Annotated in this window: 12 protein-coding genes, 2 tRNA genes and 1 pseudogene; 10 read left to right on the forward strand and 5 right to left on the reverse strand. The window is 69.6% G+C overall.

Features of this window, described 5'->3' with window-relative positions; genetic code table 11:
- The 5 genes from murI to hemA form a co-directional block, all read right to left on the reverse strand.
- Nucleotides 1-725: glutamate racemase (gene murI, locus E5198_RS11790; RefSeq protein ID WP_136490191.1), on the reverse strand; the 725-nt coding region annotated here is incomplete at its 3' end.
- On the reverse strand, nucleotides 715-1,473 hold the full coding sequence (gene moeB, locus E5198_RS11795; RefSeq protein WP_136490192.1) for a molybdopterin-synthase adenylyltransferase MoeB: 759 nt from the start codon (nucleotides 1,471-1,473) through the stop codon (nucleotides 715-717). The genes moeB and murI, both read right to left, overlap by 11 nt.
- On the reverse strand, nucleotides 1,463-2,308 hold the full coding sequence (gene prmC, locus E5198_RS11800) for a peptide chain release factor N(5)-glutamine methyltransferase (protein WP_136490193.1): 846 nt from the start codon (nucleotides 2,306-2,308) through the stop codon (nucleotides 1,463-1,465). The genes moeB and prmC overlap by 11 nt, the downstream gene beginning before the upstream one ends.
- 80 nt (nucleotides 2,309-2,388) lie before the next feature.
- The gene (gene prfA, locus E5198_RS11805; protein WP_136490194.1) at nucleotides 2,389-3,471 is read right to left on the reverse strand and encodes a peptide chain release factor 1; all 1,083 of its coding nucleotides are present in this window, start codon (nucleotides 3,469-3,471) and stop codon (nucleotides 2,389-2,391) included.
- Between the two features lie 53 nt (nucleotides 3,472-3,524).
- Nucleotides 3,525-4,790 carry a glutamyl-tRNA reductase gene (gene hemA / locus E5198_RS11810; RefSeq protein ID WP_136490195.1) on the reverse strand — a complete coding sequence of 422 codons (1,266 nt, stop codon included), beginning with the start codon at nucleotides 4,788-4,790 and terminating at the stop codon, nucleotides 3,525-3,527.
- Between the two features lie 166 nt (nucleotides 4,791-4,956).
- On the opposite strand from hemA, the gene E5198_RS11815 reads away from it, so the two are divergent.
- The 10 genes and pseudogenes from E5198_RS11815 to E5198_RS11860 all read left to right on the forward strand — a co-directional run bounded on the left by E5198_RS11815 (nucleotide 4,957) and on the right by E5198_RS11860 (nucleotide 12,918).
- Complete coding sequence (locus tag E5198_RS11815; RefSeq protein WP_136490196.1) at nucleotides 4,957-6,684, forward strand: tetratricopeptide repeat protein; 1,728 nt, start codon at nucleotides 4,957-4,959, stop codon at nucleotides 6,682-6,684.
- Nucleotides 6,681-7,295 (forward strand): lipoprotein insertase outer membrane protein LolB, encoded by a 615-nt coding sequence (gene lolB / locus E5198_RS11820; RefSeq protein ID WP_136490197.1) that lies wholly within the window; start codon nucleotides 6,681-6,683, stop codon nucleotides 7,293-7,295. Before E5198_RS11815 ends, lolB begins: the two co-directional genes overlap by 4 nt.
- A 22-nt stretch (nucleotides 7,296-7,317) precedes the next feature.
- Nucleotides 7,318-8,175: a 4-(cytidine 5'-diphospho)-2-C-methyl-D-erythritol kinase gene (gene ispE / locus E5198_RS11825; protein WP_136490229.1), complete on the forward strand. Its 858-nt coding sequence runs from the start codon at nucleotides 7,318-7,320 to the stop codon at nucleotides 8,173-8,175.
- Nucleotides 8,176-8,201: 26 nt separating this feature from the next.
- Nucleotides 8,202-8,276, forward strand: a tRNA-Gln gene (locus E5198_RS11830).
- Between the two features lie 49 nt (nucleotides 8,277-8,325).
- Nucleotides 8,326-8,400, forward strand: a tRNA-Gln gene (locus E5198_RS11835).
- Between the two features lie 97 nt (nucleotides 8,401-8,497).
- Nucleotides 8,498-9,439, forward strand: coding sequence for a ribose-phosphate pyrophosphokinase (locus tag E5198_RS11840; protein ID WP_136490198.1), 942 nt, complete (start codon nucleotides 8,498-8,500; stop codon nucleotides 9,437-9,439).
- Between the two features lie 105 nt (nucleotides 9,440-9,544).
- A pseudogene (rplY, locus tag E5198_RS11845) lies at nucleotides 9,545-9,832 on the forward strand (50S ribosomal protein L25); the annotation flags it as partial.
- A 38-nt stretch (nucleotides 9,833-9,870) separates the two neighbouring features.
- Nucleotides 9,871-10,455: an aminoacyl-tRNA hydrolase gene (gene pth / locus E5198_RS11850; protein ID WP_136490200.1), complete on the forward strand. Its 585-nt coding sequence runs from the start codon at nucleotides 9,871-9,873 to the stop codon at nucleotides 10,453-10,455.
- 43 nt (nucleotides 10,456-10,498) lie between these two features.
- The gene (gene ychF, locus E5198_RS11855) at nucleotides 10,499-11,599 is read left to right on the forward strand and encodes a redox-regulated ATPase YchF (protein WP_136490201.1); all 1,101 of its coding nucleotides are present in this window, start codon (nucleotides 10,499-10,501) and stop codon (nucleotides 11,597-11,599) included.
- A gap of 272 nt (nucleotides 11,600-11,871) precedes the next feature.
- Nucleotides 11,872-12,918: an ornithine cyclodeaminase gene (locus E5198_RS11860; RefSeq protein WP_136490202.1), complete on the forward strand. Its 1,047-nt coding sequence runs from the start codon at nucleotides 11,872-11,874 to the stop codon at nucleotides 12,916-12,918.
- Nucleotides 12,919-13,012: the final 94 nt, after the last annotated feature.

Genomic DNA, 13,012 nt, shown 5'->3' on the forward strand with positions numbered 1-13,012 from the left:
GGCTCGCCGCTGGACCAGAAGCGCGCCGGCTGCGCCGGCCCGGCCGCCAGCAGCTCGCGCTCGCCGAGCAGGCGCCCGAGCTGGCGCGCCACCGCGGCGCCGGTGTCGATCAGCTGCACGTCCGCGGGCACCAGCTCGCGCAGCAGCGGCTTGAGGAAGGGATAGTGGGTGCAGCCGAGGATCAGGGTGTCGCAGCCGGCGTCGAGCAGCGGCTGCACGTAGGACGCCAGCAGCGCGCGGGTCGCCGACGCGGCCAGCGCGCCCTGCTCGACGCACTCGACCAGCCCCGGGCAGGGCTGGGTGACCACGCTCACGTCGTGGGCGAAACGGTCGAGCAGGGCGGCGAAGCGCGCGCTCTTCAGCGTGCCGGTGGTGGCCAGCACGCCGACCGTGCCGCTGCGGCTGGCCGCCGCCGCCGGCTTGACCGCCGGCTCCATGCCGACGATGGGCAGGCCGGGGTGGCGCTCGCGCAGCTCGGCCACCGCCGCCACGGTGGCGGTGTTGCAGGCCACCACCAGCGCCTTGGCGCCCTGCTCCAGCAGGAAATCGGCGATGCGCCGGCAGCGCGCGCGGATGTACTCGGGACTCTTCTCGCCGTAGGGCACGTGGCCGCTGTCGGCGACGTAGAGCAGCGACTCGTGGGGCAGCCGCGCGCGGATCTCGCCGAGCACCGACAGGCCGCCGACCCCGGAGTCGAACACGCCGACCGGCGCTTCACTGGCCATCGGGTTTCCCGCAGACCGCGCACTGCGGATCGCGCCTGACGCGCAGCTCGCGGAAGCGGCTGCCCAGCGCATCGACCAGCAGCAGGCGGCCGACCAGCGGCTCGCCGAAGCCGGCCAAGAGCTTGAGCGTCTCCAGCGCCTGCAGGCTGCCGACCAGGCCGACCAGCGGGCCGAGCACGCCGGCCTCGCTGCAGGTCAGCTCGTCCTCGCTGCCCGCGCCGTACAGGCAGTGGTAGCAGGGGCTTTCCGCGCGGCGCGGATCGAACACCGACAGCTGGCCTTCCAGGCGGATCGCCGCGCCGGACACCAGCGGTCGGCCGGCGGCGACGCAGGCGGCGTTGACCGCGGCGCGGGTGGTGAAGTTGTCGCAGCAGTCGACCACCACGTCGACCGCCGCCACCGCGGCGGACAGCGTATCGGCATCCAGCGCCTGGCGCAGCGGCAGCAGCCGCACATGGGGGTTGATGGCCGCCAGGCGCGCCATCGCCGAGTCGACCTTGGCCTGGCCGACGCTGGCCGTGTCGTGGATCACCTGGCGCTGCAGGTTGGTCAGGTCGACCGTGTCGAAGTCGGCCAGGTGCAGCTCGCCGACCCCGGCCGCGGCCAGGTACAGCGCCACCGGCGAGCCGAGGCCGCCGAGGCCGACCACCAGCACCTTGCCGGCGCGGATCTTCAGCTGGCCGTCGATGTCGACCTGCCTGAGCAGGATCTGCCGGCTGTAGCGCAGCAGCTCGTCGTCACTCAGCATGGGCGTCTTCCTCCCATTGGCCGAGGGTGATGCGCTGGTGACCGCCGAGATCGCGGCGGCTCTCGACGGCAGTGAAGCCGCGGGCGGCGAACAGCGCGCGCACTGCCGCGGCCTGGTCATAGCCGTGCTCGAGCAGCAGCCAGCCGCCGGCTTCGAGGTGCTCCGGCGCCTCATGGACGATCTGGCGGATGTCGTCGAGTCCGTCGGCACCTGCGACCAGCGCGCTGGCCGGCTCGAAGCGCACGTCGCCTTCGCCCAGATGGCGGTCGTCGGCGGCGATGTACGGCGGATTGCCGACGATCACCGCAAAGCGCTCACCGGCCAGCGCGGAGAACCAGCGGCTTTCGACGAAGCGCGCGTTGGCCAGCCCGAGCCGCGCGCGGTTGCGCTCGGCCAGCGCCACCGCCTCGGCCACCCGGTCGACGCCGAGCACCTGCCAGGCCGGGCGCTCGCAGGCCAGGGCCAGGGCGATGGCGCCGCTGCCGGTGCCGAGATCGAGCACCCTGGCCGGTCCGCCCGGGCCCAGCGCCAGCGCGGTCTCCACCAGCAGCTCGGTGTCCGGGCGGGGGATCAGGGTGTGCGGCGCCACCTCCAGCTCCAGGCTCCAGAAGCCCTGGCGGCCGAGCAGGTAGGCCACCGGCTCGCCTTTGCTGCGGCGCGCCAGCAGGGCGACGAAGGCGGCGCACTGCGCGGCGTCGGGCTCGCGCTCCGGCCAGGTGCGCAGGTAGCTGCGCGGCTTGCCGAGCACATGGGCGAGCAGCAGCTCGGCGTCCAGGCGGGCGCTCGGCGAGTCGGGCAGCTCGGCGCCGTTCAGCAGGGATTCGATGGTGGGCATGGCCGCTCTCCGGGCGTAGGGTGCGCCGTGCGCACCATGGCATTTGCGCGGTGCGCGCGGCGCACCCTACGGACGTTGGATCAGTCGCCCAGCGCCGCCAGCTGGTCGGCCTGGTATTCCTGCAGCAGCGGCTCGATCACCTGCTCCACCGAACCGCCCAGCACCTCGCCCAGCGAGTACAGGGTCAGGTTGATGCGGTGGTCGGTGACCCGGCCCTGCGGGAAGTTGTAGGTGCGGATGCGCTCGGAACGATCGCCCGAGCCGACCAGCAGCTTGCGCGTCTCGGACATCTCCCTGTGCGCGGCGGCGTCCTGCTGGTCCTGCAGCTTGGCCGCCAGCCAGGCCATGGCCCGCGCGCGGTTCTTGTGCTGCGAGCGCTCTTCCTGGCACTCGACCACCATCCCGGTCGGCAGGTGGGTGATGCGCACCGCCGAGTCGGTCTTGTTGATGTGCTGGCCGCCGGCGCCGGAAGCGCGGTAGGTGTCGATGCGCAGGTCGGCCGGGTTGATCTCGATGGCCGCCTGCTCGTCCGGCTCCGGCAGCACCGCCACGGTGCAGGCCGAGGTGTGGATGCGGCCCTGGGATTCGGTTTCCGGCACGCGCTGCACGCGGTGGGCGCCGGACTCGAACTTGAGCTTGGCGTAGACGTTGTCGCCCTCGACGCGGGCGATCACCTCCTTGTAGCCGCCGTGCTCGCCCTCGCTCTCGGAGAGGATCTCGACGCGCCAGCCCTGCTTCTCGGCATAGCGCGAGTACATGCGGAACAGGTCGCCGGAGAAGATCGCCGCCTCGTCGCCGCCGGTGCCGGCGCGGATCTCGAGGAACACGTTGCGGCCGTCGTTGGGATCTTTCGGCAGCAGCATGCGCTGCAGGCTGGCCTCGAGCACCTCGAGCTGCGCGCGGGCCGCGGCGACCTCCTCCTCGGCCATCTCGCGCAGGTCCGGGTCGCTGTCCTTGAGCAGCGCCTGGGCGCCCTCGAGGTCGCCCTGCACCTTGCGGAAGGCGCGGAAGGCTTCGATCACCGGCTCGATCTCGGCGTATTCGCGGGAGTAGGCGCGGAACTTGGTCTGGTCGCCGATCACCTCGGCGTCGCCGAGCAGCGCGGTCAGCTCCTCGAAGCGGTCCTGCAGGGTATCGAGCTTGTTCAGCAGCGAGGCTTTCATCGGGGCGTGTTCACCATGGCTGGCGCCGCGCCGCTCGGCGGGCGCGCAGGGCGTTAGCGATGCTGCTCGCCGGAAAGGTCGAGCAGTTCCTGGGCCACGGCCAGCGCATCGTGGCGGCCGGCGGCGGAAAACTTCTTCAGCTGCACGCTGGGCGCATGCAGCAGCTTGTTGGTCAGGCCGCGGGCCAGCTGGGCCAGCACCTCCTCGGCCGGGCTGCCGTTGCCGAGCAGGCGCAGGGCCTTGGCCAGCTCCTCGTCGCGCAGCTGCTCGGCGCGGGAGCGGTAGGCGCGCAGCAGGTCGACGCTGTCGCGCTCGCGCAGGCGCTCAATGAAGGCACCGACCCCGGCCACCACCAGCTCCTCGGCGGCGCGCGCGGCGTCCTGGCGGTTGCGCAGGTTCTCGGCGATCACCTCGTGCAGGTCGTCGACGGTGTACAGGTAGACGTCGTCCAGCTCGCCGACCTCCGGCTCGATGTCGCGCGGCACGGCGATGTCGACCATGAACACCGGGCGGTGCTTGCGCTTCTTCAGCGCGCGCTCGACGGCGCCCTTGCCGAGGATCGGCAGCGGGCTGGCGGTGGAGCTGATGACGATGTCGCTGCCCACCAGCTGCTCGGGGATGTCGGCGAGCAGCACGGCCTGGCCACCGACCTCGCCGGCCAGCGCACTGGCGCGCTCGAGGGTGCGGTTGGCCACCACGATGCGCTTGACCCCCTGCTCGTGCAGGTGGCGGGCGACCAGGGCGATGGTCTCGCCGGCGCCGATCAGCAGCGCCTGGCTGCGGCCGAGGTCGCTGAAGATCTGCTTGGCCAGGCTCACCGCGGCGAAGGCCACCGACACCGGGTTCTCGCCGATGCGGGTATCGGTGCGCACCGTCTTGGCGGTGCTGAAGGTGGCCTGGAACAGCCGGCCGAGCAGCGGGCCGAGGGTGCCGGCCTGCTGCGCGCTGGCGTAGGCGTCCTTCATCTGGCCGAGGATCTGCGGCTCGCCGAGGATCATCGAGTCCAGGCCGCAGGCCACGCGCATCATGTGGCGCACCGCCTCGTTGCCCTGGTGGATGTAGGCGCAGGCACGCAGCTCGTCGAGGCTGAGGCCGTGGTAGCCGGCCAGCCAGGCGAGGATTTCCTCCGCACGCGCCTCGTCCAGCGCCAGGTACAGCTCGCTGCGGTTGCAGGTGGAGAGGATCGCCGCCTCGCGGCACGGCGTCACCCGGCACAGCTGCTGCAGGGCGTCGACCAGCTGCTCGGGGCCGAAGGCCACGCGCTCGCGGACCGCCACCGATGCGGTTTTGTGGTTGATGCCGAGGGCGAGAAAAGCCATGCGGGGACGCTGAGGTGACCTGGAAAGCCGACAATTGTCCTACTTGGCGCGATACAGGACAACTGCCTAGCCGCCGCAGGCGACGATGGCCACCTGCAGCCATGGGATTGCCCCCCCGCTTGTGTCATGATTGCCCGACCTGCCGGTGAGCCCGCGTATGCCTGCCATGAACAAATCCCTCGCGCTGCTGACTGCCCTGGCGTTGCTGGGCGGTTGCCAGTTCCTGCCCTCCACTAGCCCCGACGGCAACCCGCCTGTGTCCGAGTCGACCGCGGCGCCGGCCAAGCCCGCCGCGCCCAGCGCCTCGTTCAGCCAGGACACCCTGTACAGCCTGCTGGTGGCCGAGCTGGCCGGCCAGCGCGACCGCTTCGACATCGCCCTGGCCAACTACATGGAGCAGGCCCGCGCCACCGGCGATCCGGCGGTGGCCGAGCGCGCCTTCCGCATCGCCGAATACCTGGGCGCCGACGAGGCCGCCCTGGAGACCGCCCTGCTGTGGGCCGACAGCGCCCCGGACAACCTCGACGCCCAGCGCATCGCCGCCATCCAGCTGGCCCGCGCCGGCCGCCACGACGAGGCCATGGGCTACATGGAGCAGGTGCTCAAGGCCAAGGGCGACACCCACTTCGACTTCCTCGCCCTGAGCGCCGCCCAGCTCGACCCCGAGGCCCGCGCCGGCCTGCGGCAGAGCTTCGAGCGCCTGCTCGAGCGCCATCCGGACAACGCCCAGCTGCTGTTCGGCCGCGCCGTGCTGCTGCAGCAGGACGGCCGCAGCGAGGAGGCGCTGGCCAGCCTGGAGGCGCACCCGGCCGGCAGCCGCGAGGTCGCCCCGCTGCTGCTGCGCGCCCGCCTGCTGCGCTCGCTCGACCGCGGCGACGAGGCCCTCAGGGTGCTCGAGGGCGGCATCCGCCTGCACCCCGACGACAAGCGCCTGCGCCTGACCTACGCCCGCCAGCTGCTCGAGGACGAGCGCCTGGAGGATGCCCACCAGCAGTTCCGCGAACTGCTCAGGCGCTTCCCCGAGGACGACGACCTGCGCCTGTCGCTGGCCCTGGTCAGCCTCGAGGCCGAGGCCTGGGACGAGGCCCGCCCGCTGCTGCAGGAGCTGATCGCGCGCGACGCCCACGTCGACGCCGCCCACCTCAACCTCGGCCGCATCGCCGAGCAGGACGGCGATCGCGCCACCGCGCTGCGCGAATACGCCGCGGTCGGCCCGGGCAACGACTACCTGGCGGCGCAGGTGCGCCGCACCGAGCTGCTGGTCAAGAACGGGCGCATCGCCGAGGCCCAGCGCCTGCTGGCCGGCGCCCGCGACAGCCAGCCGGACTACGCCCTGCAGCTGTACCTGATCGAGATCGAGAGCCTGACCAACCAGGATCGCCTCGACGATGCCTGGCAGCGCACTGCCGAAGCGCTCGAGCAGTTCCCCGAGGATCTCAACCTGCTCTACACCCGCGCCATGCTGGCCGAGAAGCGCGGCGACCTGGCCGGGCTGGAGCGCGACCTGCGCTTCATCATCGGGCGCGAGCCGGAAAACGCCATGGCCCTCAACGCCCTCGGCTACACCCTGGCCGACCGCACCACCCGCTACGCCGAGGCCCACGCGCTGATCGAGAAGGCCTACGCGCTGAACCCGGACGACCCGGCGATCCTCGACAGCCTCGGCTGGGTCAACTACCGCCTGGGCAACCTGGCCGAAGCCGAGAAGCTGCTGCGCCAGGCCCTGGCGCGCATGCCCGACCATGAGGTCGCCGCCCACCTCGGCGAGGTGCTGTGGGCCAGCGGCAAGCAGGCCGAGGCCCGCGAAGTCTGGCGCAAGGCCCTGGCCGACACGCCGGACAGCGACATCCTGCGCGACACCCTCAAGCGCCTGACCGGCAAGGTGAAACCGTGAGACTGCACCACCTGCTGCTCGCCGGCCTGCTGCTGCTCGCCGGTTGCGCCGGCATCGGCCCGCGCGAGGATCTCGGCGGCCAGGGTAGCCCCGCCGCCTGGCGCAGCCACAAGACCCAGGTCGCCGCCATCGACGGCTGGCAGATCAGCGGCAAGGTCGGCATCCGCGCGCCGCAGGACTCCGGCAGCGGCGTGCTGTTCTGGCTGCAGCGCCGCGACTACTACGACATCCGCCTGTCCGGCCCGCTCGGCCGCGGCGCCACCCGCCTGACCGGCCGCGAGGGCGACATCCTCCTCGAGGTGGCCAACCAGGGGCGCTACCAGGCCGCATCACCCGAGGCGCTGCTCGAGGAGCAGATCGGCTGGCGCCTGCCGGTGTCGCACCTGCTGTGGTGGATCCGCGGCCTGCCGGCGCCGGACAGCAAGAGCCGTCTGACCCTCGACGCCGACAGCCGCCTGGCGCGCCTGGAGCAGGACGGCTGGCGGATCGAATACGCCGACTACCGCGAGCAGAACGGCTTCTGGCTGCCGCAACGCCTCAAGCTGCTGGGCGAGAACCTCGACATCACCCTGGTGATCAAGGACTGGCAGCCGCGCCGCCTCGGCCTGTGACCGCCCACCGCCCATGACCGACATGCACGACGCCACCCTGATCCTGCCGGCCCCGGCCAAGCTCAACCTGTTCCTGCACATCCTCGGCCGCCGCGCCGACGGCTATCACGAGCTGCAGACGGTGTTCCAGTTCCTCGACCACGGCGACGAACTGGGCTTCCGCCTGCGCGAGGACGGCGAGATCCGCCTGCACAGCGAGATCGCCGGGGTGCCCCACGACAGCAACCTGATCGTGCGCGCCGCGCGCCTGCTCCAGCAGGCATCCGGCACGCCGCTGGGCGCCGACATCTGGCTGGACAAGCGCCTGCCGATGGGCGGCGGCATCGGCGGGGGCAGCTCGGATGCCGCCACCACCCTGCTCGGCCTCGACCACCTGTGGCGGACCGGTCTCGGCCTCGACCGCCTGGCCGAGCTCGGCCTGTCGCTGGGCGCCGACGTCCCGGTGTTCGTCCGCGGCCGCGCCGCCTTCGCCGGCGGGGTCGGCGAGCAGCTGGTGCCGGTCGAGCTGGACGAGCCCTGGTTTCTCGTTGCGGTGCCGCAAGTGTCTGTCAGCACAGCAGAAATTTTCTCCGCGCCGGAGTTGACACGCGACACCCCGGCCATTAGAGTTTGCGGCCTTCCCGCAGGGGGCGGTCGTAACGACTGCCAGCCGGTGGTCGAGCAGCGTTACCCAGAAGTACGTAACGCCTTGAACTTGCTGAACAATTTTGTTCCCGCAAGAATGACCGGCACCGGAGCTTGTGTGTTTGGGAGCTTCCCAAACCGCGACGATGCTGATAAAGTCTCGCGCCAGCTTCCGGGCACTCTGCCAAGCTTCGTGGCACGGGGTAGCAACATCTCGATGTTGCACCGCAGTCTCGAGGCAGTGCGCGGGAAGTGAATGCAAGGCATTCGGTTATACGATACAGGGGCGTCGCCAAGCGGTAAGGCAGCAGGTTTTGATCCTGCCATGCGTTGGTTCGAATCCAGCCGCCCCTGCCATAACCTCTCCGAGGGTCGTGTTTCCGGTTACACATTCGATTTACGCCACAGGGGCGTCGCCAAGCGGTAAGGCAGCAGGTTTTGATCCTGCCATGCGTTGGTTCGAATCCAGCCGCCCCTGCCATATTCCTGAAAAACCTTTGTGGTTTTGCGGTCATGACCGCGAGGTCACAAAGGTTTTTTGTTCATCCAGGCCCACCCTCAGCCGGCAGGTACTGCGCGTGTCCAAGATGATGGTCTTCACGGGGAACGCCAACCCCGATCTCGCCCGCCGTGTCGTGCGTCAGCTGCACATCCCCCTCGGTGACGTTTCCGTAGGCAAGTTCTCCGACGGCGAAAGCAGTGTCGAAATCAACGAGAACGTGCGCGGCAAGGATGTGTTCCTGATCCAGCCGACCTGCGCGCCGACCAACGACAACCTGATGGAACTGATCGTGATGGCCGACGCCTTCCGTCGTTCCTCGGCCAGCCGCATCACCGCGGTCATCCCCTACTTCGGCTATGCCCGCCAGGACCGCCGCCCGCGCTCCGCCCGCGTGGCGATCAGCGCCAAGGTGGTGGCCGACATGCTGACCGTGGTCGGCATCGACCGCGTGCTCACCGTCGACCTGCACGCCGACCAGATCCAGGGCTTCTTCGACGTGCCGGTGGACAACATCTACGGCTCGCCGACCCTGGTCGACGACATCCAGGCCCAGCGCTTCGAGAACCTGATGATCGTCTCCCCGGACATCGGCGGCGTGGTGCGTGCCCGTGCCGTGGCCAAGAGCCTGGGCGTCGACCTGGCGATCATCGACAAGCGCCGTCCGAAGGCCAACGTCTCCGAGGTGATGCACATCATCGGCGACGTCGAGGGCCGCACCTGCGTGCTGGTCGACGACATGGTCGACACCGCCGGCACCCTGTGCCATGCCGCCACCGCGCTGAAGAAGCACGGTGCCGCCAAGGTCTACGCCTACTGCACCCACCCGGTGCTGTCCGGCCGCGCCATCGAGAACATCGAGAATTCGACGCTGGACGAGCTGGTGGTGACCAACACCATCCCGCTGTCCGCCGCTGCCCAGGCCTGCGAGCGCATCCGCCAGCTGGACATCGGTCCGGTGGTCGCCGAGGCCGTGCGCCGCATCAGCAACGAGGAATCCATCAGCGCCATGTTCCGCTGAGGAACGGGCGCCGATATAACCGCCCCGCCTTGCGGGGCCTACAAGCAACCGCCCGAACGCTGGTCGCAAGCGTGTCGGGCGTTGTTGTCATTCTGGAGAACTGCAATGACCAACTTCACCCTGAATGCCCAAGCGCGTTCCGACCTGGGGAAAGGTGCGAGCCGCCGCCTGCGTCGTAACGCCAACCTGGTTCCGGCCGTCGTCTACGGCGGCGAGCAGGCTCCGCAGTCCATCTGCATGGAAGCCCGCGAAGTCGTCAAGCTGCTGGAAGACCAGGCCGTGTTCGCCAACACCGTCGCCCTGAACATCGACGGCGTCGTGCAGAACGTGGTGATCAAGGCCATCCAGCGTCATCCGTCCAAGGGCTTCGCCCTGCACATGGACTTCGTGCGCGCCTGATAATCGCCTGCACGTCTGAGAGAGCCCCTGTCGTGACTGCCATCCAACTGATCGTCGGCCTCGGTAACCCCGGTCCGGAATACGAACAGACCCGGCACAACGCAGGGGCTCTTTTCGTCGAGGAACTGGCCCGCAAGCTGGGCGTCAACCTCGGCGTGGACAAGAAGTACTTCGGCCTGATCGGCAAGTTCAGCCATCAGGGCCGCGACGTTCGTCTGCTCATTCCCACCACCTACATGAACCGCAGCGGCCAGTCCGTGGCGGCGCTGGCGAACTTCTTCCGCATTCCGCCGGCGGCCATCCTGGTGGCCCACGACGAACTCGACATGCCCCCCGGCACCGCCAAGCTCAAGCAGGGCGGCGGCCACGGCGGGCACAACGGGCTCAGGGACATCATCGCCCAGCTCGGCAACCAGAATTCCTTCTATCGCCTGCGGCTCGGCATTGGCCATCCCGGCGACAAGAATCTCGTCTCCGGCTTCGTCCTCGGCCGGGCCCCGCGCAGCGAACAGGAAAAGCTCGAGGCGAGCATCGACTTCGCCCTCGGCGTGCTGCCGGACATGCTCGCCGGCGACTGGACCAAGGCCATGCAGCAGCTGCACAGCCAGAAAGCCTGACGCCCCCCTTTTCGACCGAATTCATCTCCGCGAGGGATACACCATGGGATTCAACTGCGGCATCGTCGGCCTGCCCAACGTCGGCAAGTCCACCCTGTTCAACGCCCTGACCAAGTCCGGCATCGCCGCGGAGAACTTCCCGTTCTGCACCATCGAGCCGAACAGCGGCATCGTGCCGATGCCCGACCCGCGCCTCGACGCCCTGGCCGAGATCGTCAAGCCCGAGCGCGTGCTGCCGACCACCATGGAGTTCGTCGACATCGCCGGCCTGGTCGCCGGCGCCTCCAAGGGTGAGGGCCTGGGCAACAAGTTCCTCGCCAACATCCGCGAGACCGATGCCATCGCCCACGTGGTGCGCTGCTTCGAGGACGACAACGTGATCCACGTGTCCAACTCGGTCGATCCCCGGCGCGACATCGAGATCATCGACCTCGAGCTGATCTTCGCCGACCTCGACAGCTGCGAGAAACAGCTGCAGAAGGTGCAGCGCAACGCCAAGGGCGGCGACAAGGAAGCCCTGGCGCAGAAGGCCATCCTCGAGCAGCTGATCCCGCACTTCACCGAAGGCAAGCCGGCGCGCTCGCTGATGAAGCACATGGACGAGGAACAGAAGCGCGTCATCCGCGGCTTCCACCTGCTGACCAGCAAGCCGGTGATGTACATCGCCAACGTCGCCGAGGACGGCTTCGACGCCAACCCCCACCTCGACGTGGTGCGCGCCATCGCCGAGGAAGAAGGCGCCATCGTGGTGCCGGTGTGCAACAAGATCGAGGCGGAGATCGCCGAGCTCGACGACGACGAGGAAAAGCAGATGTTCCTCGAGTCGATGGGCATGGAAGAGCCGGGCCTCAACCGGGTGATCCGCGCCGGCTACCAGCTGCTCGGCCTGCAGACCTACTTCACCGCCGGGGTGAAGGAAGTGCGCGCTTGGACCGTGAAGATCGGCGCCACCGCGCCGCAGGCCGCCGCGGTGATCCACACCGACTTCGAGAAGGGCTTCATCCGCGCCGAGGTCATCGCCTACGACGACTTCATCCAGTACCGCGGCGAAGCCGGCGCCAAGGAAGCCGGCAAGTGGCGCCTGGAAGGCAAGGACTACATCGTCAAGGACGGCGACGTGATGCACTTCCGCTTCAACGTCTGAGCCTCCCCGCCTGCCGACAAGCCCCGCCCCGTGCGGGGCTTGTGCTTTCTGCCCTTCCTCTTCCTCCGGGCGCTCGCCAGCGCAGCCGAATCGGCTGTCGCGCCTTGCCTTTCAGCTTTCCAGGCTGGGCGGCGACAGCAGATCAGCCGGGATTGTCGGCCCTGCCGGCCGACAATAGCCCCATCGCCAGACGCGTACCGCGGACTGGCCGCAGCCAGGAGCAGGCCCCGCGCCGCTGGCCGCCCGAGCCGATAGCCAAGAGGAACAACAAGATGACCCGCTATATCGACGTCAACGACCTGAGCCGTCTGGTGGCCCGCCAGGGCCTGACCACCTGCCTGGCCGAGATGACCGAGTACCTGCGCCAGGACTACCTGCGCTGGCCGGAGTTCGAGAAGTGCGCCCGGGTGGCCAACCACTCGGCCGACGGCGTGATCGAGCTGATGCCGGTGTCCGACGCCGCGCTGTACGCGTTCAAGTACGTCAACGGCCATCCGAAGAACACCCGCGACGGCATGCTCACCGTGATGGCCTTCGGCGCCCTCGGCGACGTCGCCACCGGCAAGCCGGTGCTGCTCAGCGAGCTGACCCTGACCACCGCCCTGCGCACCGCCGCCACCTCGGTGCTGGCCGCCAGCGTGCTGGCACGCAAGAACGCGCGCAGCATGGCGCTGATCGGCAACGGCTCGCAGAGCGAGTTCCAGGCCATCGCCTTCCACCACATCCTCGGCATCGACGAGATCCGCCTGTACGACGTCGATCCGCAGGCCACCCGCAAGCTGGCACGCAACCTGGCCGGCTTCCCGGGCATCAAGGTGATCATCGCCGAGTCCACCGCTGCGGCGGTGCGCGGCGCCGACATCGTCACCACGGTGACCGCCGACAAGACCAACGCCACCATCCTCACCCCGGAGATGATCGAGCCGGGCATGCACCTCAACGGCGTGGGCGGCGACTGCCCGGGCAAGACCGAGCTGCACCGCAGCATCGTCGAGGCGGCCAGCGTGTTCGTCGAGTACGAACCGCAGAGCCGCATCGAGGGCGAGATCCAGCAGCTGCCGGCCGGCTCGCCGACCACCGAGCTGTGGCAGGTGCTGAGCGGCGCCGCCGCCGGCCGGCGCAGCGAGGCGGAAGTCACCCTGTTCGACTCGGTGGGCTTCGCCCTCGAGGACTACTCGGCCCTGCGCTACGTGCGCGACGTCGCCGAGCGCCTGGACATCGGCAGCCTGATCGAGCTGGTGCCCAGCCCGCGCGATCCGAAGAACCTGTTCGCCCTGCTCGGCGAGGGCGTCGAGCAGCCGCTGCTCAAGCGCGCCTGATCGGCCAGCGCAACACCGGACGCCCCGCGCCATCAGGCCCGGGGCGTTTTGCCGTCTCAGTGATCAGGGCGCTGGCCGCAGACCGAGACTGCAA

The sequence above is a fragment of the Pseudomonas sp. A-1 genome, from assembly GCF_004801855.1.
Classification (GTDB): domain Bacteria; phylum Pseudomonadota; class Gammaproteobacteria; order Pseudomonadales; family Pseudomonadaceae; genus Geopseudomonas.

Bases quoted from the DNA above. Each gene is read 5' to 3' on its own strand.
- prfA (WP_136490194.1), bottom strand. From the start codon at position 3,471: ATGAAAGCCTCGCTGCTGAACAAGCTCGATACCCTGCAGGACCGCTTC.
- hemA (WP_136490195.1), bottom strand. From the start codon at position 4,790: ATGGCTTTTCTCGCCCTCGGCATCAACCACAAAACCGCATCGGTGGCG.
- ychF (WP_136490201.1), top strand. From the start codon at position 10,499: ATGGGATTCAACTGCGGCATCGTCGGCCTGCCCAACGTCGGCAAGTCC.
- moeB (WP_136490192.1), bottom strand. From the start codon at position 1,473: ATGCTGAGTGACGACGAGCTGCTGCGCTACAGCCGGCAGATCCTGCTC.
- E5198_RS11860 (WP_136490202.1), top strand. From the start codon at position 11,872: ATGACCCGCTATATCGACGTCAACGACCTGAGCCGTCTGGTGGCCCGC.
- ispE (WP_136490229.1), top strand. From the start codon at position 7,318: ATGCACGACGCCACCCTGATCCTGCCGGCCCCGGCCAAGCTCAACCTG.
- prmC (WP_136490193.1), bottom strand. From the start codon at position 2,308: ATGCCCACCATCGAATCCCTGCTGAACGGCGCCGAGCTGCCCGACTCG.
- E5198_RS11815 (WP_136490196.1), top strand. From the start codon at position 4,957: ATGAACAAATCCCTCGCGCTGCTGACTGCCCTGGCGTTGCTGGGCGGT.